This window comes from Streptomyces hilarionis, assembly GCF_024539675.1.
Classification (GTDB): domain Bacteria; phylum Actinomycetota; class Actinomycetes; order Streptomycetales; family Streptomycetaceae; genus Streptomyces; species Streptomyces hilarionis.
In genome coordinates, this window is sequence record NZ_JAHHIT010000089.1 from 20,042 (window position 1) to 39,735 (window position 19,694).

Below are 19,694 nucleotides of genomic sequence, written 5' to 3' on the forward strand. Positions count from 1 at the left end.
GAAGAAACGTGGAGAACCTGATCGCGCTGCTGATCGCGGCGCCCCTGCTCGGAGCGGCCGTCCTGCTGGTCGGCGGCCGTCGGCTCGACGCCGTCGGCCACTGGGTCGGCACGCTCCTGTCGACCGTGTCCTTCGTGCTCGGTCTCGTCCTGTTCGGCGACCTGCTGGGCAGGAGCGCCGACGACCGCACGCTGACACAGCACCTGTTCAGCTGGATCCCGGTCGAGGGCTTCCAGGCGGACGTCGGCTTCCGCCTGGACCAGTTGTCGATGACGTTCGTGCTGCTGATCACGGGCGTCGGCTCGCTGATCCACCTGTACTCGGTCGGGTACATGGAGCACGACGAGCGGCGCCGCCGCTTCTTCGGCTACCTGAACCTGTTCCTCGCGGCGATGCTGCTGCTGGTCCTCGCCGACAACTACCTGCTGCTGTACGTCGGCTGGGAGGGCGTGGGTCTCGCGTCCTACCTGCTCATCGGCTTCTGGCAGCACAAGCCCAGCGCCGCCACCGCCGCGAAGAAGGCCTTCCTGGTCAACCGCGTCGGCGACATGGGCCTGTCCATCGCCATCATGCTGATGTTCACCACCTTCGGCACATTCGCGTTCGGCCCGCTGCTCGGGGCGGAGGGGCAGCCGGGCATCGCCGGCGACGCCTCGGAGGGCAGGCTCACCGCCATCGCCCTGATGCTGCTGCTCGCCGCCTGCGGCAAGTCGGCACAGGTGCCGCTCCAGTCCTGGCTCGGGGACGCGATGGAGGGCCCGACCCCGGTCTCGGCCCTCATCCACGCCGCCACGATGGTGACCGCGGGCGTGTACCTGATCGTCCGGTCGGCCGCGATCTTCAACGGGGCTCCCGACGCGCAGCTGGTCGTCACCGTAGTCGGCGCGGTCACGCTGCTGTTCGGTGCGATCGTCGGTTGCGCGAAGGACGACATCAAGAAGGCGCTGGCCGGCTCGACGATGTCGCAGATCGGCTACATGGTGCTGGCCGCGGGCCTCGGCCCCATCGGCTACGTCTTCGCGATCATGCACCTGGTCACGCACGGCTTCTTCAAGGCCGGGCTGTTCCTCGGCGCCGGTTCCGTCATGCACGGCATGAACGACGAGGTCGACATGCGCAAGTACGGCGGCCTGCGCACGTACATGCCGGTCACCTTCGTCACCTTCGGTCTCGGCTACCTCGCGATCATCGGCTTCCCGGGGCTGTCCGGCTTCTTCTCCAAGGACAAGATCATCGAGGCGGCGTTCGCCAAGGGCGGCACCGAGGGCTGGATCCTCGGCGCGTGCGCCCTGCTCGGCGCGGCCATCACCGCGTACTACATGACGCGCGTGATGCTGATGACGTTCTTCGGCGAGGAGCGCTGGAAGAACCGGCCCACCCGTTCCCCCGAGGCGCCCGGCGCGGAGCCCGCCGCCGAGCACCACGGCGAGCACGCGGAGCCGCACCCGCACGAGTCGCCCAAGGTCATGACGATCCCCATGATCGTGCTGGCGTTCGGGTCGGTGTTCGCCGGCGGGTTCTTCAGCATCGGCGACCGCTTCCTGCACTGGCTCGAACCCGTCACCGGGCACAGCGAGGGTGACTCGCCGCTCAGCGTGGCGACGGTCACCGGAGCGACCATGGTCTGCCTGGTCATCGGCGTCGGCATCGCCTACGCCCAGTACGGCCGGCGTCCCGTTCCGGCCGTCGCCCCGCGCGGATCGCTGCTCACCCGCGCCGCCCGGCGCGATCTGCTCCAGGACGACTTCAACCACGTCGTCCTGGTGCGCGGCGGCGAGCACCTCACGCGCTCCCTGGTCTACGTCGACCACACCCTGGTCGACGGCGTCGTCAACGGCACGGCGGCCTCGGTCGGCGGCCTCTCCGGACGGCTGCGCCGACTGCAGAACGGCTTCGCGCGGTCGTACGCGGTCTCGATGTTCGGCGGTGCGGCACTCCTCGTCGCCGCGACCCTGCTGATGAGGGCGGTCTGATACCGATGTCCTTTCCTCTGCTGACAGCGACGGCGGCGCTCCCCGCGATCGGGGCGGTCGCCACGGCCGCCGTCCCGGCCGCCCGGCGCAACGCCGCCAAAGCGCTGGCCCTGCTGTTCTCCCTCGCCACACTGGCCCTGGCGATCGTCGTCCTGGTCCGCTTCGACCCGGACGGCGGCCGCTACCAACTCACCGAATCCCACTCCTGGATCGCGGACTTCGGGGTCAGGTACGAGCTGGGCGTGGACGGCATCGGGGTCGCGCTCGTCGCCCTGACCGCGCTGCTGATCCCGTTCGTCATCCTCGCGGGCTGGAACGACGCGGACCCGCTGGAGACGGGCAGCAAGCGCTGGCGGCCGACCCAGGGCTTCTTCGCCCTGATCCTGGCCGTCGAGGCGATGGTGATCCTCTCCTTCGAGGCCACCGACGTCTTCCTCTTCTACATCTTCTTCGAAGCCATGCTCATCCCGATGTACTTCCTCATCGGCGGCTTCGGGGACCGCGCCCACGAGCACGGCGAGGAGGCGGCGTCCACGCAACGGTCGTACGCGGCCGTGAAGTTCCTCCTCTACAACCTCGTCGGCGGTCTGATCATGCTGGCCGCGGTGATCGGCCTCTACGTGGTCGCGGGGAACTTCTCGCTCACGGAGATCGCCCAGGCCCGCGCCGACGGCACGCTCCACATGGCGACGAGCACGGAACGCTGGCTGTTCCTCGGGTTCTTCTTCGCCTTCGCGGTGAAGGCGCCGCTGTGGCCGCTGCACACCTGGCTGCCCAACGCCATGGGCGAGGCCACCACCCCGGTCGCCGTCCTGATCACGGCGGTCGTCGACAAGGTGGGCACCTTCGCGATGCTCCGCTTCTGCCTCCAGCTCTTCCCGGAGGCCAGCAAGTGGGCGACGCCGGTCATCCTCGTCCTCGCGGTGATCAGCATCGTCTACGGGGCGCTGCTGGCCGTGGGCCAGCGTGACATCAAGCGGCTGGTCGCGTACGCGTCCATCTCGCACTTCGGATTCATCATCCTGGGCATCTTCGCGATGACCAGCCAGGGCCAGTCGGGCGCGACGCTGTACATGGTCAACCACGGCATCTCGACGGCCGCTCTGATGCTGGTCGCCGGATTCCTCATCTCGCGGCGCGGGTCGCGGCTCATCGCCGACTACGGCGGGGTGCAGAAGGTCGCCCCGGTGCTCGCCGGCACCTTCCTGATCGGCGGCCTGGCCACGCTGTCGCTGCCGGGACTCGCGCCCTTCGTGAGCGAGTTCCTCGTCCTGGTGGGCACGTTCGCGCGCTACCCGGCGATCGGCATCGTCGCCACCTTCGGCATCGTGCTCGCCGCGCTCTACACGCTCGTGCTCTACCAGCGGACGATGACCGGCCCGGTGAAACCCGAGGTCGCCGCGATGCCCGACCTGCGCGCGCGGGAGCTCATGGTCGTCACCCCGCTGATCGTGCTGTTGATCTTCCTGGGCGTCTACCCGAAGCCCGTGACCGACATCGTGAACCCGGCGGTCAAGCAGACGCTGTCCGACGTACACAAGACGGACCCCAAGCCCGAGGTGGAGGCGGCCAAGTGAGCGCATCAGCCGTCCACAGCCTGTGGACAACGGCGGCAACCGCGGCCGACCCGATCTCCAAGATCGACACTCCGAAGATCGAATACGGGCAATTGTCGCCCACCCTGATCGTCGTGGGCGCGGCGATCATCGGGGTGCTGGTCGAGGCGTTCGTGCCGCGCAAGCACCGCTACTACGCCCAACTCTTCCTGTCCGCAGCCGCGTTGATCGCCGCGTTCGTCGCCGTGGTCATGCTGGCGGCGGACGGGTACGGCACCACGAAGGCGCGCATCGCGGCCATGGGCGCGATCGCGGTCGACGGACCGGCCCTCTTCCTCCAGGGCACGATCCTGCTGGCCGCCCTGGTCGGCCTGTTCACCTTCGCCGAACGCCGCCTCGACCCCGAGGCGCACGGAACCCGGGTCGACTCCTTCGCCGCCCAGGCGGCGTCCGTGCCCGGCAGCGAAAGCGAACAGGCAGCGGTCAAGGCCGGGTTCACGACGACCGAGGTCTTCCCGCTGCTGCTGTTCGCGGTCGCCGGCATGCTGGTCTTCCCGTCGGCCAACGACCTGCTGACGCTCTTCATCGCCCTGGAAGTCTTCTCGCTGCCCCTGTACCTCCTGTGCGCCCTGGCCCGCCGCAAGCGGCTCATGTCGCAGGAGGCCGCGGTCAAGTACTTCCTCCTCGGCGCGTTCGCCTCCGCGTTCACCCTCTTCGGCATCGCCCTGCTGTACGGATACGCGGGCTCGGTGTCGTACGGGACCGTCGCGCAGGTCGTCGACGGCACCGTCCAGAACGTCAACCCGGCGCTCGCCGACACCATGGGCAACGACGCGCTGCTCCTGATCGGCACCGCGTTGATCGTCATGGGCCTGCTGTTCAAGGTGGGCGCGGTGCCGTTCCACATGTGGACGCCCGACGTCTACCAGGGCGCGCCCACCCCGGTCACCGGCTTCATGGCCGCGGCGACCAAGGTGGCCGCCTTCGGTGCGCTGCTGCGCCTGCTCTACGTGGTCCTGCCCGGGCTGCGCTGGGACTGGCGGCCGGTGATGTGGGGCGTCGCGATCATCACGATGCTGGGCGGCGCGATCGTGGCGATCACGCAGACCGACATCAAGCGGCTGCTGGCGTACTCGTCCATCGCGCACGCCGGGTTCATCCTCGCGGGCGTGATCGCGACCACCCCGGACGGCGTCTCGTCGGTCCTCTTCTACCTGGCCGCGTACTCGTTCGTGACGATCGGCGCGTTCGCCGTGGTCACCCTCGTGCGCGACGCCGGCGGAGAGGCCACGCACCTGTCCAAGTGGGCGGGGCTCGGGCGCAGGTCGCCCCTGGTGGCTGCCGTGTTCGCGGTGTTCCTGCTGGCCTTCGCCGGCATTCCGCTGACCTCCGGGTTCGCCGGGAAGTTCGCCGTCTTCAAGGCGGCGGCGGAGGGCGGCGCGGCCCCGCTGGTCGTGGTCGGTGTGATCTCCTCGGCGATCGCCGCCTTCTTCTACATCCGGGTGATCGTGCTGATGTTCTTCAGCGAGCCGAGGCCCGACGGCCCGACCGTCGCCGTCCCGTCGCCGTTGACGGTGATGGCGATCGGCGTGGGAGTGGCGGTCACGCTGGTGCTCGGCGTGGCGCCGCAGTACTTCCTGGACCTGGCGAATCAGGCGGGAGTGTTCGTGCGCTGAGTCACCATGCCGCTGACCTGCGGTGGCGTGCACGGTGGGCCCGGTTCCCCGACAGGGGGCCGGGCCCACCGGCGTCCGCACCGCCGGCTTCGCGCCCGCGCCCCCGTTTCGGGGACCCGGGTGGGGAGGATCCCTCGGGACCCGTGCGGGGACTCGTCGGGGACCGCCACGCGGTGTCACCGGAAAGAGCCTGTGGATAACTCCGGCGCTGTCGGTCCGGACCCCTATCGTGGAGGCAGTGGTCGAGAGACGACGTACGGGGGACCAGTCGATGGGCGGGACGGGCGGGATCAGCGAGATGACAGGTATCACCGGGACACCGGAGCGGACCGAGAGCGAGGCGCTGGCCACGCTGCACCGGGTCTTCGGCTACGACGCCTTCCGCGGCGAGCAGGAAGCGGTCATCGAGCACGTGGTGGCCGGCGGGGACGCGGTGGTCCTCATGCCCACCGGCGGCGGCAAGTCGCTGTGCTACCAGATTCCGGCCCTGGTCAGACCAGGTACGGGCATCGTCGTCTCCCCGCTGATCGCGCTGATGCAGGACCAGGTGGACGCGCTGCGGGCGCTCGGCGTCAACGCCGGGTTCATGAACTCCACGCAGGACTTCGACGAGCGGCGCGTGGTCGAGGCCGAGTTCCTCGCGGGTGAGCTCGACCTGCTGTACCTGGCGCCGGAGCGGTTGCGGCTTCAGTCCACCCTCGATCTCCTCTCGCGCGGCAAGATCGCCGTGTTCGCGATCGACGAGGCGCACTGTGTGTCCCAGTGGGGCCACGACTTCCGCCCGGACTACCTCTCCCTCTCCGTGCTGGGCGAGCGCTGGCCGGACGTCCCGCGGATCGCGCTCACCGCGACGGCCACCCACGCCACGCACCAGGAGATCACCCAGCGGCTGAACATGCCGGCGGCCCGGCACTTCGTGGCCAGCTTCGACCGGCCCAACATCCAGTACCGGATCGTGCCGAAGGCCGACCCCAAGAAGCAGCTCCTGAGCTTTCTGCGCGAGGAGCACGCGGGCGACGCGGGCATCGTGTACTGCCTCTCGCGCAACTCCGTTGAGAAGACGGCCGAGTTCCTCTCCCGCAACGGCATCGAGGCCGTGCCCTACCACGCGGGTCTGGACGCGGGCACGCGCGCGGCGCACCAGTCCCGCTTCCTGCGCGAGGAGGGCCTGGTGGTGTGCGCGACCATCGCGTTCGGCATGGGCATCGACAAGCCGGACGTCCGGTTCGTCGCCCACCTCGACCTGCCGAAGTCGATCGAGGGCTACTACCAGGAGACCGGGCGCGGCGGGCGTGACGGCCTGCCCTCCACCGCGTGGATGGCCTACGGCCTCAACGACGTCATACAGCAGCGCAAGCTGATCCAGAGCGGCGAGGGGGACGAGGCGTTCCGCAGGAGGGCCGGCGCGCACCTGGAGTCGATGCTCGCTCTGTGCGAGACGGTCCAGTGCCGCCGAGGGCAGCTCCTCGCCTACTTCGGCCAGGAACCGGACGCGGCGGGCTGCGGCAACTGCGACACCTGCCTCACCCCGCCGGAGACCTGGGACGGCACGGTCGCGGCCCAGAAGGTGCTGTCGACCATCGTCCGGCTGCAAAGGGAACGCGGTCAGAAGTTCGGCGCGGTGCAGATCGTCGACATCCTGATGGGCAAGCGCACGGCGAAGGTGATCCAGTTCGACCACGACCAGCTGTCCGTGTTCGGCATCGGCGAGGACCTCACCGAGGGCGAGTGGCGCGGAGTCGTACGGCAGTTGCTGGCGCAGGGGCTGCTCGCGGTCGAGGGGGAGTACGGCACCCTGGTGCTGACGGAGGCCAGCGGGGCCGTGCTGCGCCGGGAGCGGGACGTCCCGTTGCGCAAGGAGCCGAAGAAGCCGGTGACGTCGAAGGCGTCGGGCTCCTCGTCCGGCCGGGGCAAGGGCAAGGCCGCCGTGGCCGAGCTGCCCGAGGCGTTGCTGCCGGCCTTCGAGGCGTTGCGTGCCTGGCGTGCCGAGCAGGCCCGTGAGCAGGGCGTTCCGGCGTACGTCATCTTCCATGACGCGACGCTGCGGGAGATCGCCACCGCGTGGCCCACGTCGGTGGAGCAGCTCGGCGGCGTCAGCGGCGTCGGCGAGAGAAAGCTGGCCACGTACGGGGAGGGCGTCCTCGGCGTCCTGGCCTCGCTCGGCGGCGCCCCGGAGCCGGCCGCCCCGGAGCCGGCCGCCGCGGGGTCCGTCGCCGCGGGGTCGTCCGTGAGCGCCGGCCGTGCGGCCGACGCCGGCGCCCACACGGATCAGGGCGATCCGGACCTCTGGCCCGAGAGCGAAGCGGAGCCGGAGCCCGAGGACTGGATGTAGCGCGCGGCGGCCGCACCGGGGCGTGGAGCGGCCCCACCGGGCCATGGAGCGGTCCCACCGGGCCGTGGCGCGGACCTGCCTACAGGGCCCGCGTCGCGTAGGCCCGCACGTCCGCGTCGGTGTCCGTCGTGGCCGTGGCGAGGGCGGCCCGGGCGGGCTCCGCGTCACGGTGGCGGGTCAGGGCCAGGACGGCGGCCTTGCGGACGTCGGCGTTCGGGTCGGCCAGCGCCTTGGCCAGCGCGGGGACGGCCGTGTCGGGGTGGGCCACGGACAGCGCGGTGGCGGCGCCGGCCCGCACCTGCCAGGCCGGGTCCGACAGCGCGGTCACGGCCCGGGCGGCGAGCGGCGCCGGGCAGCCGGTGGCTCCCAGCGCGCCGTAGGCGGCGGCCCGCACCAGCGCATCCGGATCGCCGACGAGAGCGACCAGGGCGGTGTGCACGGCATCGGTCTCGACGGCATCGTCCGCACCCGCGCCAGGGGCGAAGGCGCGGGCGGTCCCGTCGGGCGAGTCGCTCCCCGGGGCGTGGTCCAGGCGGCCGGCGGCCACGGTGGCCAGGGACTTGGCGAGGGTGACGCGGACCTCGCGGGACGGGTCGCCCGTGGCCGCACGGGCCAGTTCGTCGGCGGCGTCGACGGAGACCAGGGCGCGGACGGCCTCGATGCGCACCGCGATGTCGGCGTCGGTGAGGGCGCCGGCGAACAGGGCGGCGTCGCCGAGGCGCAGCGCACGCAGCACGTCGAGGGCCGCGGCGCGGACCACCGGATCGGACTCGGTCAGCGCGGCGGCGAGGCCGTCGCGCAGGGCGGGCTCGGGCGGCAGGGTCTCGACGAGCTCCCGGAGCGAGGCGGCGGCGGTGGACCGTACCTCCGCGGCGGGGTCGCGCAGCGCCCGGGCGAGCGCGGGGCCGGTGCCCGACGGCACGGTCTCGGTGAGGACGGCGACCGCCTCACGCCGGACGGCGGGCGTCGGATCGCTCAGGTAGGAGAGCAGGGCGTCGAGTTCGGGTTCCTCCTCGGCGAGGGCCACGAGTTCGAGAAGACGGGAGGAGGACCGCGGGGAGGAGGACGGCTCGGCGTCGGGCCTGGAGCCGGAGCCGGAGACGGCGGACGCCGAGGCGTCGCCGGCCACCGATCCGGCCGCCGAGCCGGCCATCGCGCCGGCCGCTTCGGCGGGGGCTTCGACGCCGGCGGCGACGGGCGCCACGTCCCGTGACCCGGCCGTGGCCACGTCCTCGGGGCGGACTTCGCCGAGATGCCGCGAGGGGCCGCCGACGGGGGTGAACCCGTCGACCGGGACCAGGTAGGGAGCCACGGGTCTGGCCGTGAACTCCATAACACCGGAGGGGGACTTGTGCAGGTCGAGGTGGTGGAACCAGGAGTCGTCGTCGCGACGGGGGTGGTCGAGGCGTTCGTGGTAGAGGCCCCAGCGGGACTCGGTGCGGGCCAGGGAGGCGCGCGCGGCCATCTCCGCGCAGTCGCGGATGAAGGAGACCTCGGCGCAGCGCATCAGCTCGTGCGGGGTGCGCGCGCCCATCTCGGCGATGTCGTCCCGCATCCGTTCGAAGGACTCCAGGGCCAGCGACAGCCGCGCACCCGACTTCGGCGGGGCCACGTAGTCGTTCACGAAGCGGCGCAGCTTGTACTCGACCTGGGGCTGCGGCGGGCCGTCGGGGTTGCGCAGCGGGCGGTAGATCAGTTCGTGCGCCTCGCGCAGCTGGTCGGCGGGCAGCTCGCCGTCGTACGCCGTGTACCGGGCCGCGTCCGCGCCCGCGAGGTCGCCGAAGACGAACGCGCCGATCATGTAGTTGTGCGGGACGCAGGCCAGGTCGCCGGCCGCGTACAGGCGGGGGACGGTCGTGCGGGCGTGCTCGTCCACCCGGACGCCCGAGGCCGAGTGGCCGCCGCACAGGCCGATCTCCGAGATGTGCATCTCGATGTCGTGGGTGCTGTAGTCGTGGCCGCGGCCCGAGTGGAAGGTGCCCCGGGTGGGCCGCTCGGTGGAGTGCAGGATCGTCTCCAGGGCGGAGAGCGACTCCTCGGGCAGGTGGCTCAGCTTCAGGTAGACCGGGCCGCGGTCGCTCGCGACCTCCGCGGCGAACTCGGCCATCATCTGCCCCGACCAGTAGTCGGAGTCGACGAAGCGCTCGCCGTGCCGGTTGACCTGGTAACCGCCGAACGGGTTGGCGACGTAGGCGCAGGCGGGACCGTTGTAGTCCTTGATCAGCGGGTTGATCTGGAAGCACTCGATGCCGGTCAGCTCGGCGCCCGCGTGGTAGGCCATGGCGTAGCCGTCGCCCGCGTTGGTGGGGTTCTCATACGTGCCGTACAGGTAACCGGAGGCGGGCAGTCCGAGGCGGCCGCAGGCGCCGGTCGCGAGGATCACCCCGCCCGCGCGGACGGTGACGAACCGCCCGGTGCGGGTGTTGAAGCCGACGGCGCCGATGGCGCGGCCGTCCTCGGGGGAGGTCAGCACCCGCACCGGCATCACCCGGTTCTCGATGCGGATCCGCTCCCGCATCTCGCGCCGCCGCAACTGCCGGTACAGGACCTTCTTGACGTCCTTGCCCTCCGGCATCGGCAGGACGTAGGAGCCGGAGCGGTGGACCTGGCGGACCGCGTAGTCGCCGTGCTCGTCCTTCTCGAACTTCACGCCGTACGACTCCAGCCGCTGCACCATGGCGAAGCCGCGGGTCGCTGTCTGGCGGACGGTCGTCTGGTCGACGATGCCGTCGTTGGCGCGGGTGATCTCGGCGACGTAGTCGTCGGGCTCGGCGCGGCCGGGGACGACCGCGTTGTTGACGCCGTCCATGCCCATCGCGAGCGCCCCCGAGTGGCGTACGTGGGCCTTCTCCAGGAGCAGCACGTCGGCGCCGCGCTCGGCGGCGGTCAGGGCCGCCATGGTGCCGGCGGTGCCGCCGCCGATGACGAGGACGTCGCAGGTCAGCTCCTCGGCGTCGTCGAGCGCGGGGATCTGCACAGGGGTGTCCACCGGGGTGCCTTTCAGGTGTTCAGGGAGGTCAGGACGGCCCTGCGCAGGGCCGTGTGCGCGGGGTCGTCGTGGGCGGCGCGCTCGCGGGGGCGCGGCACGTCCCGAACGTCCACGAGGCGGCCCGCGCCGAGGAGCGCCACGCGGTCGCCGAGGAAGAGGGCCTCGTCCACGTCGTGGGTGACGAAGACGACGGTCGCGCCCGTGCCGCGCAGCACCTGCACCAGCAGGTCCTGCATGCCGGCGCGGGTCTGGGCGTCGAGGGCGCCGAAGGGTTCGTCCATGAGGACGGCCCGCGGACCCGCGGCGAGGGCCCGGGCCAGTTGCGCGCGCTGGCGCTGGCCTCCGGAGACGCGGTGCGGCAACTGCCGTGCGCGGTCGGCGAGTCCGACGCGGTCGAGCCAGTCGGCGGCCTGCCTGCGGCGGTCCGCGCGCGGCGTGCCCTGGATGGCGAGGGGGAGTTCGACGTTGCCCAGCAGGGTGCGCCAGGGGAGGAGGGCGTCCTCCTGGAAGACGAGCGCCCGGTCGGCGGCGGGCCCGCCGATCGGCCGGCCGTCCTGTTCCACGGCGCCCGCCAGTGCGGGCAGCAGCCCGGCCAGGGTGCGCAGCAGCGTCGACTTGCCGCAGCCGGAGGGGCCGACGACGGTGAGGATCTCCCCGGGCGGGATGTCGAGGTCGACGTCGGCCAGGGCGGTGGCGTCGGGGCGGCCGAGGGCGGCCCCCCGCAGCGTGAGCCGGGTGCCGCGCGGGGCGGCGCCGGAGCCCGCGCCCCCGGCTGCACTCCGGTCGGCGGCCGTCCCGGCGGCAGGGTCGGCCGGACCCGCTGCGGCGGCTGCGCCGGGCGGCCCGCCGGGTGTGCCGGTCGTCTCGCGGGTGTCAGACGAGGTGCTCATCGCGCGCCTCCTCGGGTTCGGTCCTGGTGCCGGCGGCGGGGGAGGCGGTCGGCGCCCCGATGGCCCGGGCCGGGAGCGGGCGGGCCGCGCGGGGCCGGCCCGCGGGGACGTAGGACGTGCGCGGCAGCCAGCGGGTCAGCCGGCGGCCGAGGAGTTCCACGGCCGTGGAGGTGGCCCAGCCGAGCACGCCGATCGTCACCATGCCGACGAACACGCCCGGGTAGTCGACGACGGTGTAGTCCTGCCAGGTGCGGTAGCCGACGCCGTACTGGCCGGAGATCATCTCCGCGGAGATCACACAGATCCACGAGACGCCGAGGCCGACCGAGAGTCCGCCGAAGATGCCGGGCAGCGCGCCCGGCAGCACGACCGAGCCGAGGATCCGCCACCGGCCGCCGCCCATGGTGCGCACCGCCTCCTCCCAGTCGGGGGTCAGGGCGCGGACGGCGTGCCGGGTGGAGACCATGACGGGGAAGAACGCGGCGGTGAAGGTGATGAAGACGATGCCCTGTTCGTTGGAGGGGAAGAGCAAAATCGCGACGGGGACCAGGGCGATCGCGGGGATGGGCCGGACGACTTCGAGGACGGGCCCGAGCAGGTCCTCGGCGAGCCGCGAGCGTGCCACGAGCACGCCCGTGGCGACGCCCGCGACGGCGGCGAGGAGGAAGCCGGTCAGGATGCGGGTGAGGCTGTCGTCGAGGTCGGTCCAGTAGTCGTCGCCGGCCAGACGGCCGGCGAAGGTGCGGGCCACGTCGGCGACGGTGGGGAACTGGGAGAAACGCAGCCACAGGTCGACGTTCAGGCTGGTCAGGAGTTGCCACAGGCCGAGGGTCGCCGCCACCGACGCCGTCCGCAGCGCATACCGGGTCACGACGCGCGTCCCAGGGCGTCGGCGTACGTGACGACGCGGGAGCCGGCGTGGGCGCCGACGTAGGCCCGGGCTGTCGCCGGGGCGACGAACGGCAGGAGCGTCGTGCCGTCGGCCACCCAGACGGCCCGGTCGGCGAACCACAGGGTGCCGGTGGTGGCGTCGGGGACGTATGCGGCGCGGACGCCGTCCCGGTGCCGGGCGACGTAGGCCAGCAGGGCCCCCGGCGTCGTGAAGGAACGCGTCCGTTCGGCGCCCTTGGGCCACACCTCGCTCGCGGCGGGCGCCGGCGCGGAGGCGAGCCGGCGGGCGTAGGACGGGCCGAGCGCCTTCCTCACGTAGCGGTCGTCGACGAAGGAGTCCACGTCGACGTCTCCGGTCAGCTTCGCCGCCTTCAGGACCGACACGTCCTCCTTGAGCGCGGCGACGAGCCGTGGCTTGAGGGCCGGGTCGAAGGTGGAGATGCCGTGGGCGCCGTTGTAGAGGTAGACGACCTCGGCGGGCAGGCCGGTGGCCTTCGCGACGCTCTCGGCGGCCGCCACGGGGTGCGCGTTCAGGTAGGCCGTGGCCTGCTCCTGGGCCTTCAGGAACGCCTCCAGCACGGCCGGGCGGCTCTTGGCGAAGTCCTCGCGGGCGGTCACGCCGTGGAAGGTCGGCAGGTCGAGCTGGGCGCCGTCGTAGAGGGCCTTGGCCTTGCCCTGGTAGGCGAGCAGGCCGGGCCAGGCGACGAACTGCGAGAGCGCGTCGGCGCTGCCCGCGGCGAGCGCGGACGCGCCGACGGCGGGCTGCTGGTTGAGCTTCTCGATGCCCTTGTCGGGGTCGATGCCGGCGCGCTGGAGGGCGCGGACCAGGGTGCCGTCGGCGGCCGAGCCCACGCTCGTGGAGACCTTCCTGCCCTTGAGGTCGTCGAGGGAGGCGAGCTCGGAGTCCGGGGCGGTGACGATGGTGTTGAGGCCGCCGCGCAGGTTGTAGCCGGTGACCGACACCAGGCGGGTGGGCTTGCCGAGCTGTCTGCCACGGGCCGCGTTGATGAGGAGCGGGAAGTCGCCCATCGAGCCGATGTCGATCTTGCCGGCGGTCATCTGGGCGGTGATGGGGGCGCCGGTGGCGTAGTCCTGCCAGTCGACCTTGTACGTCGTGCCGTCGCCGAGGGCGTTCAGCTGCTTCTCGAAGGAGCCGAGGGAGCGCAGGAGGGTGCCCGCGGTGACCGTGTTGATGGTCTTGGACTGGTAGCCGACGGTGACGGTGACCGTGGAGCCGCTACCGGCCTGGGCGCTGCCGCATCCGGTGAGGGGGAGCAGGAGCAGGGCGGTGGCGGAGGCGGCGATCGTTCGGGGCTTCATCGGGGTTCGGGGCTTCATCGGGGTTCGGGCCTTTCACCGGAGCAGGTAGGGCATGTTGACCGTGACGGCTCCGGTGGGACAGCGGGCCGCGCACGGGCCGCAGTACCAGCACTCGTCGACGTGCATGTAGGCCTTGCCGTTGCTCTCGTCGATGGCCAGGGAGTCCAGCGGGCACATGTCCACGCACAGGGTGCAGCCGTCGATGCACTTCGACTCGTCGATGGTCACGGGCACGTCGGCCCGCTGGGGCGCCAGGGTCATGGCTGTCTCCAGAGAAGGTCCCGGGAAAGGGGTCAGAGCGAGCGGCGGAGCAGACCGCCCATCGAGATGCGGTCACCGCGGAAGCGGATGAACTCCAGGTCCACCGGGCGGCCGTCGGCGAGGTGGGTGAGGCGTTCGAGCATCAGGAGGGCCGCACCGCGCGGCGCCTCCAGGACGGCGGCGGAGTGGGCGTCCGCGTTCACGGCCTCCAGGGTGATCTCGGCGTGGCCGAGGCGCTGCCCGGTGAGGGTCTCCAGGAGCCGGAAGACGTCGGTGTTCTCCAGGTCGGCGCCGAGCAGGTCGGCGCCCACGTCCAGCGGGACGTAGGTGAGGTCGAGGGAGAGGGGGACGCCTCCCAGGCGGCGCAGGCGTTCGATGTAGAGGACGTCGGCGCCGGGCTGCACCCCGAGGCGGTCGGCGACCGGGGCGGGCGCGGCGACGGGGCCCATCGTGCGGACCTCGTTGGTGACGTGCCCGTGTTCGCGCAGGGTCTCCGCGAGGCCCATCAGACGGTCCAGGCCGTGCGGGTACTTCTGCGCCACGACGACCGTGCCGACGCCGGGCAGGCGTTCCACCAGGCCCTCAGCGCGCAGCAGGTCGAGTGCCTGCCGGACGGTGTTGCGGGAGGCGCGGTAGTCGCCGGCGAGCGTCGACTCGTGGGGGAGCGTGCCCGCCGGGAAGCCGCCGGTGAGCAGCTGACGGCGCAGGAGGTCGGCGAGCTGCCGGGCCTGGTCGGCGCGCAGCCGGCGGCGCGCGCGGTGGGCGGCGACGGTGGTCGCGCCCTGGCCGGCGTGCTCTCGGACGCGGTCGCTGGATGGCATGGCTCGAACCATAGCGAGAAGGTAGGAAAAGGGGTGTTGCCGGAGTGTTGCGCCACCTGCGAGAGCGTCAGAAAACGCGCTGACCTGCTGGAACGTGCGTCGGTCGAGCAAGATCTGCCGGTTCAGGACAGCGCGGCCAGGCCCGGGACGAAGGTGATCAGCAAGGGCAGCAGGGGTACCAGCGCGGCCGCCGTGGTCGTCAGCGCGCGGTGTCTGCGCAGCAGGCGCGGAGGCGGCTGGAGGAGGCGGTCGACGCGCTCGCCGAGGAGACGGCGGCTGGACGCGCAGGACAGCACGCCCCGGTGCTGGTTCAGCTCGATGAGGGCCAGTGCCGTCGTCAGATGACCGCACCGGCGCGACGCCGTGTCGTCGGCGGCGAGTTCGACCAGGCGGTGCGTCTGGTCGCAGAAGTGGGCGAAGAGCGGGACGCGCGGGAAGCCGGTGGCCAGGGCGGTGGACAGATGGAGCAGCCAGTCGTGGTGGGCGCGGGCGTGGCCGCGCTCATGGGTGAGGACGGCGTCCAGCTGGTGGGAGGTGAGGCGGTGCAGGGCGCCGGTCGTGACGATCAACTGCGCCGGGCTGCCGGGCATCCACCAGGCGTCGGGGTACTCGTCCTCCAGGACGAGGAGCGGACCGCGGGCCGACGGCAGGCCGGCGGGCAGGTCGGGCGCGCGCTCCCGCAGCAGCGCCCTGGCCCGGCCGCGACGGCGGCGCGCCTCGAACAGCTCGCGGGCCAGCATCGCGGTGGTCCAGGCGGCCCCGCAGGCCAGCAGCACGGTCAGCGTCGCCGCCCACAGCGGCGCGGCGGACAGGTCGTAGGCCTCGGTGACCGAGGCCGGCGCGGGCGCGAAGACCTGCGCGCGGACGGTGTGGAAGACGGCCGCGGCGCCGAGCACCAGGGCGGTCAGGCAGCACAGCAGGACGGTGGCGACCAGGCACTGCCACACCCACAGCCCCACCACCGGCTCCCGCTCGGGCCAGGCGGAACGGGTGAGCGCACGCGGGACCGGCACGGCGGCCGTCAGCGCGACGACGCTCAGCAGGAGCAGGCAGTACGTCATGCCACGGGCTCCGGATCCTGGTCGGGGAGGGGGCGTGCCGGACGCGCGCGGGGCGTACCGCTCGCTCGCGTGCGACCGGTACCGCCACGGGCGGCGGGCCCGGCCCGAGGACCGTGCCCGTCGCCAGTATGACGGCGGTTACCCCGACAGTCAGCCCACGAAGACGCTCCGATTCGGCCCCCCTCGCGCCCGGAGGGCCGGGCCGGTCCCGACCGGGGGCCGGGACGAGGGGCCGGAGGGGGCGGCGGGCTATCCGGCGATCACCCGCCCGGTCACCTCGCCCAGGCCCACCGGCACGCCGTCGGGGCCGGGGGCCCAGGCGGAGAGGGTGACCGTGTCGCCGTCCTCCAGGAACGTCCTCTTGCCGTCGGGGAGGTCGAGCGCGTCGCGGCCGTTCCAGGTCATCTCCAGGAGGGAGCCGCGCTGGTCCGGCTCGGGGCCGCTCACCGTGCCGGAGCCGTACAGGTCGCCGGTGCGCAGGGACGCGCCGTTCACGGTGAGGTGGGCCAGCTGCTGGGCGGCCGTCCAGTACATGGTGGCGAAGGGCGGCTCGGAGACCGTGTGGCCGTTCAGCGCGACGGAGATCCGCAGGTCGTAGCCGCCGGGCTCGTCGGCCGCGTCGTCCAGGTAGGGGAGAAGGGCGTGGGTGCGGGCGGGGGGAGCCACCCGCGCGTCCTCCAGCGCCTCCAGCGGGGTGATCCACGCCGAGACCGAGGTGGCGAACGACTTGGCGAGGAACGGGCCGAGGGGGACGTACTCCCAGGCCTGGAGGTCACGGGCCGACCAGTCGTTGAGCAGGCACAGGCCGAACACGTGCTCGCGGAAGTCGCCCAGCGCGACCGTGCTGCCCTGCGCCGAGGGCACGCCGACCACGAATCCGACCTCGGCCTCGATGTCCAGCCGCACGGACGGGCCGAAGACGGGGGCCGGGTCGGCGGGCGCCTTGCGCTGGCCCGAGGGCCGCACGACGTCCGTGCCGGAGACGACGACCGTGCCGGACCGTCCGTGGTAACCGATCGGCAGGTGCTTCCAGTTGGGCAGCAGCGTGTCGGGCGTGTCCGGCCGGAAGATCGCGCCGACGTTCCTGGCGTGGTGCTCGGAGGAGTAGAAGTCGACGTAGTCGGCGACCTCGAAGGGGAGGTGCAGCGTCACCGCGGACAGGGGCCTGAAGAGCGGCTCGACGGCGGTCCGGTGGGCCGGGCTCGTCACCCACTCCGTCACCTCGCGGCGCACCTGCGACCAGACCTGACGGCCCGCCGCCAGCAGCGGGTTGAGGGTCGGCGCCGCGAGCAGCCCGGCGTGCGGCGAGCCGAGGGCGCGGGCCGCCGCGCCCGCGTCGAGGACGTGGTCGCCGAGCCGGACGCCGACGGTCCGCTCGACGGAGCCCGGCAGCGAGAAGACGCCGTACGGCAGGTTGTGCGGACCGAAGGGATCGCCCTCGGCAAGGTCGAAGGGGGGCATCGGGTACTGCCTCTCTTTCGTGTCTTTCGTGCGCTCTGTGGTGCTCGCCAGGTGTGCCCGCCGGCCCCCGAGCGGATGTCGCGCGGGTGCGCCGAGCCGGGCCACACGTTACGGCCGACCTCGCGGAAGCGACACGGGGGCGGGGCCGCCGAGGCGGCCCGGGCGGCGGCGCGGCGGGCGCGCCCGGTCACGGGAGGGCGTGCGCGCATCGCGGCCGCCGCGTACCGTCCGGCGGCCGGCCGTGCGCCGCGAAGCCGCTTCTTCGGGACGGTCGTCGACCACTGTCGGTCAGTCGCCGAAGGGGAGTTGGCACAACAGGACCGGACCCGGTCGCTGTTCGGCTCGCGTCGAACCACGGGGGTGGGGGATCCGTATTCTCTGATCATGGCCGCACCCACCGCATATGCCGCGCGCACCACGTACTCGCTCATCGCCACCGACCTGGACGGAACGTTGCTCCGCGGCGACGACACCTTCTCCGACCGGTCGCTCGACGCGCTCGCGCGGGTGGCCGCCGCCGGCGCACGCCACCTGGTGGTGACGGGACGCCCCGCGCCCCGCGTCCGGCCGCTGCTCGACCGCCTGCACAGCAGAGGGCTCGCGGTGTGCGGACAGGGAGCGCAGCTGTACGACGCCGGCGCGGACCGTCTGCTGTGGTCGGTGACCCTGGACCGGGAGCTGGCCGAGACCGCGCTCGGCAAGATCGAGGCGGAGGTCGGGCAGCTGTACGCGGCCGTCGACCAGGACGGCGTGGACGGGCTGACGCTCATCGAGCCGGGCTACCGGATGCCGCACCCCACGCTGCCCGCCCTGCGGGTCGCCCGGCGCGACGACCTGTGGTGCGAACCGATCAGCAAGGTGCTGCTGCGCCATCCCTTCCTGTCCGACGACGAGTTGGCGGCGACGGCCCGCTCGGCGGTCGGCTCGCTCGCCACCGTCACCATGTCGGGGCCGGGCACGGTGGAACTCCAGCCCTGCGGGGTCACCAAGGCGACGGGGCTGGCGCTGGCCGCCGAACACCTGGGCCTGCGGCCGCAGGACACGGTCGCCTTCGGGGACATGCCCAACGACATCCCGATGTTCGACTGGGCGGCGCGCGGTGTCGCGATGGCCAACGCCCACCCGGAGCTCAAGGCGGTGGCCGACGAGGTCACGACGTCGAACGAGGACGACGGCGTGGCCGTCGTCCTCGAAAGACTGTTTCCGTGACTCCGGCCCCGCGCGTCGGCGGCGCCCGGCGCGTTCCGCACGCGTCGGGCGCCGGGCGCGGGCCGGCTGTCAGTACGCGCTGAACACGTTGTCGATGGAGCCGTAGCGGTCGGCCGCGTAGTTGCAGGCGGCGGTGATGTTGGCGACCGGGTCGTAGGAGTCCCAGGACGTGCCGTCGACGTGGTAAGCGCGGAAGGTCGGGTCGATGACCTGCAACAGGCCCTTGGACGGAATGCCCGCGGCCGCGTTGGAGTCCCAGAGGTTGATGGCGTAGGGGTTGCCGGAGGACTCGCGGATGACGTTGCGGTAGATGCCGTTGTACGTCCCCGGGATGCCGTGCTGCGCCATGACGTGCAGCGAGGCGCGGATCCACCCGTCGAGGTTGTTGGAGTACCCCAGGCTGGTGGCGGTGGCGACGGTGGGGGTCGCGGCGGAGGCGGTGGTGGCGCCGATCAGCGGGAGCGCCAGGACGGCGACTCCGGTGCCGGCGACGGCGAGCTTGCGGGCGAGGCGGGCGGTGCGGGTGCGGCGGTGAGCGGCAGCGGGCATGACGGATTTCCTCTCCAGCGCCTGCGAGGTGAGCTGTCGGGTTCGGGCGGGGAGCTGCCCGGTCGCGTCCTGACGGTCGCGACTTCACCCCGAGCCGTGACGGGCTGCCCGAAACGTCCGGAAAACATCCGGGACGTCAGGAACATCCGTTGCGGCGACTTACCTGGTTCCCCCGCTCCTGCCGTGCGTTCTCGATGGGTGTCATGGGCGGCGGCAGGATTAGGCGTCCGCCCGACAGGCCGGGAACGTATGCGAGAGCACATGTCCGGAACAAGTACCGGATTCACAGATCACCCCTATTGACCTTGGTCTGTGGCCTATGGGGTGCTTGATCCTTTGTGGATGCAAAGCGTCAACTTGCTTGAGGGATGCGGAGAATCGGTGAAGGGCGGCTGCGTGGCGGTCGGTCCGGGGGAGTGAGCCAACTCACCCGTGTTCACAAGGGCGGCGAATCGGGCATTAGACCCAACTCATAGTCAATGGAACGCCGGTGGGGCGTCGAGGTCGGTGGGCCGGTCGACGGCCTCCCGGTCGCCCGGTCGACGGCCCCCGGCCGCCCGATCGGCGACCCCCTCGGTGCTGCGGTCGGTGGTCCGCTCGGCGGTGCGGTCGGCCGTCCAGCGGGTGGTGCGGTGGCCGTCCTGGGTGGCGGTGTGGACGCGAGGCGTGCGTGATAGTCGTCACGCCCGGGGTCGGGCGGGGGGG

General features: G+C 72.4%; 14 protein-coding genes and 1 riboswitch. Of the genes, 5 read left to right on the forward strand and 9 right to left on the reverse strand.

The window, feature by feature from the left end; translation table 11 throughout:
• The first annotated feature begins 8 nt into the window (after positions 1-8).
• The 4 genes from nuoL (at position 9) to recQ (ending at position 7,537) form a co-directional block, all read left to right on the forward strand.
• On the forward strand, positions 9-1,973 hold the full coding sequence (gene nuoL, locus KMS84_RS22230; protein ID WP_256918169.1) for an NADH-quinone oxidoreductase subunit L: 1,965 nt from the start codon (positions 9-11) through the stop codon (positions 1,971-1,973).
• Between the two features lie 5 nt (positions 1,974-1,978).
• Entirely contained in the window at positions 1,979-3,550 is a 1,572-nt protein-coding gene (locus KMS84_RS22235) for an NADH-quinone oxidoreductase subunit M (RefSeq protein WP_256918170.1), read from the forward strand.
• A complete protein-coding gene (nuoN, locus tag KMS84_RS22240) occupies positions 3,547-5,205 on the forward strand; it encodes an NADH-quinone oxidoreductase subunit NuoN (protein ID WP_256918171.1) in 1,659 nt (552 codons plus the stop codon). Before KMS84_RS22235 ends, nuoN begins: the two co-directional genes overlap by 4 nt.
• Positions 5,206-5,476: 271 nt before the next feature.
• Entirely contained in the window at positions 5,477-7,537 is a 2,061-nt protein-coding gene (gene recQ / locus KMS84_RS22245; protein ID WP_438818975.1) for a DNA helicase RecQ, read from the forward strand.
• Positions 7,538-7,616: 79 nt separating this feature from the next.
• On the opposite strand, the gene KMS84_RS22250 is transcribed toward recQ, so the two are convergent.
• From KMS84_RS22250 to fahA, 8 genes are all read right to left on the reverse strand, one after another.
• Complete coding sequence (locus KMS84_RS22250) at positions 7,617-10,526, reverse strand: fumarate reductase/succinate dehydrogenase flavoprotein subunit (RefSeq protein WP_438818974.1); 2,910 nt, start codon at positions 10,524-10,526, stop codon at positions 7,617-7,619.
• 11 nt (positions 10,527-10,537) lie between these two features.
• Positions 10,538-11,416: an ABC transporter ATP-binding protein gene (locus KMS84_RS22255; protein ID WP_256918173.1), complete on the reverse strand. Its 879-nt coding sequence runs from the start codon at positions 11,414-11,416 to the stop codon at positions 10,538-10,540.
• Positions 11,400-12,287, reverse strand: a complete 888-nt coding sequence (locus KMS84_RS22260; RefSeq protein WP_256918174.1) for an ABC transporter permease — start codon at positions 12,285-12,287, stop codon at positions 11,400-11,402. The genes KMS84_RS22255 and KMS84_RS22260 overlap by 17 nt, the downstream gene beginning before the upstream one ends.
• On the reverse strand, positions 12,284-13,627 hold the full coding sequence (locus KMS84_RS22265; protein WP_256918175.1) for an ABC transporter substrate-binding protein: 1,344 nt from the start codon (positions 13,625-13,627) through the stop codon (positions 12,284-12,286). The genes KMS84_RS22260 and KMS84_RS22265 overlap by 4 nt, the downstream gene beginning before the upstream one ends.
• 33 nt (positions 13,628-13,660) lie before the next feature.
• Positions 13,661-13,888, reverse strand: coding sequence for a 4Fe-4S dicluster domain-containing protein (locus tag KMS84_RS22270; protein ID WP_020130156.1), 228 nt, complete (start codon positions 13,886-13,888; stop codon positions 13,661-13,663).
• Positions 13,889-13,920: 32 nt separating this feature from the next.
• Entirely contained in the window at positions 13,921-14,709 is a 789-nt protein-coding gene (locus KMS84_RS22275) for a GntR family transcriptional regulator (protein ID WP_256918176.1), read from the reverse strand.
• A 122-nt stretch (positions 14,710-14,831) separates the two neighbouring features.
• Positions 14,832-15,770, reverse strand: a complete 939-nt coding sequence (locus KMS84_RS22280) for a M56 family metallopeptidase (RefSeq protein ID WP_256918177.1) — start codon at positions 15,768-15,770, stop codon at positions 14,832-14,834.
• 249 nt (positions 15,771-16,019) lie between these two features.
• Entirely contained in the window at positions 16,020-17,231 is a 1,212-nt protein-coding gene (gene fahA, locus KMS84_RS22285; protein WP_256918178.1) for a fumarylacetoacetase, read from the reverse strand.
• Positions 17,232-17,615: 384 nt separating this feature from the next.
• Between fahA and KMS84_RS22290 the strand changes: the two genes are divergently transcribed.
• Positions 17,616-18,440 carry an HAD family hydrolase gene (locus KMS84_RS22290; RefSeq protein WP_256918179.1) on the forward strand — a complete coding sequence of 275 codons (825 nt, stop codon included), beginning with the start codon at positions 17,616-17,618 and terminating at the stop codon, positions 18,438-18,440.
• 69 nt (positions 18,441-18,509) lie between these two features.
• Here KMS84_RS22290 and KMS84_RS22295 read toward each other — a convergent pair whose 3' ends face one another.
• The gene (locus tag KMS84_RS22295) at positions 18,510-18,989 is read right to left on the reverse strand and encodes a transglycosylase SLT domain-containing protein (RefSeq protein ID WP_256918180.1); all 480 of its coding nucleotides are present in this window, start codon (positions 18,987-18,989) and stop codon (positions 18,510-18,512) included.
• 3 nt (positions 18,990-18,992) lie between these two features.
• A riboswitch (cyclic di-AMP (ydaO/yuaA leader) is annotated at positions 18,993-19,209 on the reverse strand.
• Between the last annotated feature and the right edge of the window lie 485 nt (positions 19,210-19,694).

Bases quoted from the DNA above. Each gene is read 5' to 3' on its own strand.
- KMS84_RS22235 (WP_256918170.1), top strand. From the start codon at position 1,979: ATGTCCTTTCCTCTGCTGACAGCGACGGCGGCGCTCCCCGCGATCGGG.
- recQ (WP_438818975.1), top strand. From the start codon at position 5,477: ATGGGCGGGACGGGCGGGATCAGCGAGATGACAGGTATCACCGGGACA.
- KMS84_RS22255 (WP_256918173.1), bottom strand. From the start codon at position 11,416: ATGAGCACCTCGTCTGACACCCGCGAGACGACCGGCACACCCGGCGGG.
- KMS84_RS22265 (WP_256918175.1), bottom strand. From the start codon at position 13,627: ATGAAGCCCCGAACGATCGCCGCCTCCGCCACCGCCCTGCTCCTGCTC.
- KMS84_RS22270 (WP_020130156.1), bottom strand. From the start codon at position 13,888: ATGACCCTGGCGCCCCAGCGGGCCGACGTGCCCGTGACCATCGACGAG.
- KMS84_RS22275 (WP_256918176.1), bottom strand. From the start codon at position 14,709: ATGCCATCCAGCGACCGCGTCCGAGAGCACGCCGGCCAGGGCGCGACC.
- KMS84_RS22280 (WP_256918177.1), bottom strand. From the start codon at position 15,770: ATGACGTACTGCCTGCTCCTGCTGAGCGTCGTCGCGCTGACGGCCGCC.
- fahA (WP_256918178.1), bottom strand. From the start codon at position 17,231: ATGCCCCCCTTCGACCTTGCCGAGGGCGATCCCTTCGGTCCGCACAAC.
- KMS84_RS22290 (WP_256918179.1), top strand. From the start codon at position 17,616: ATGGCCGCACCCACCGCATATGCCGCGCGCACCACGTACTCGCTCATC.
- KMS84_RS22295 (WP_256918180.1), bottom strand. From the start codon at position 18,989: ATGCCCGCTGCCGCTCACCGCCGCACCCGCACCGCCCGCCTCGCCCGC.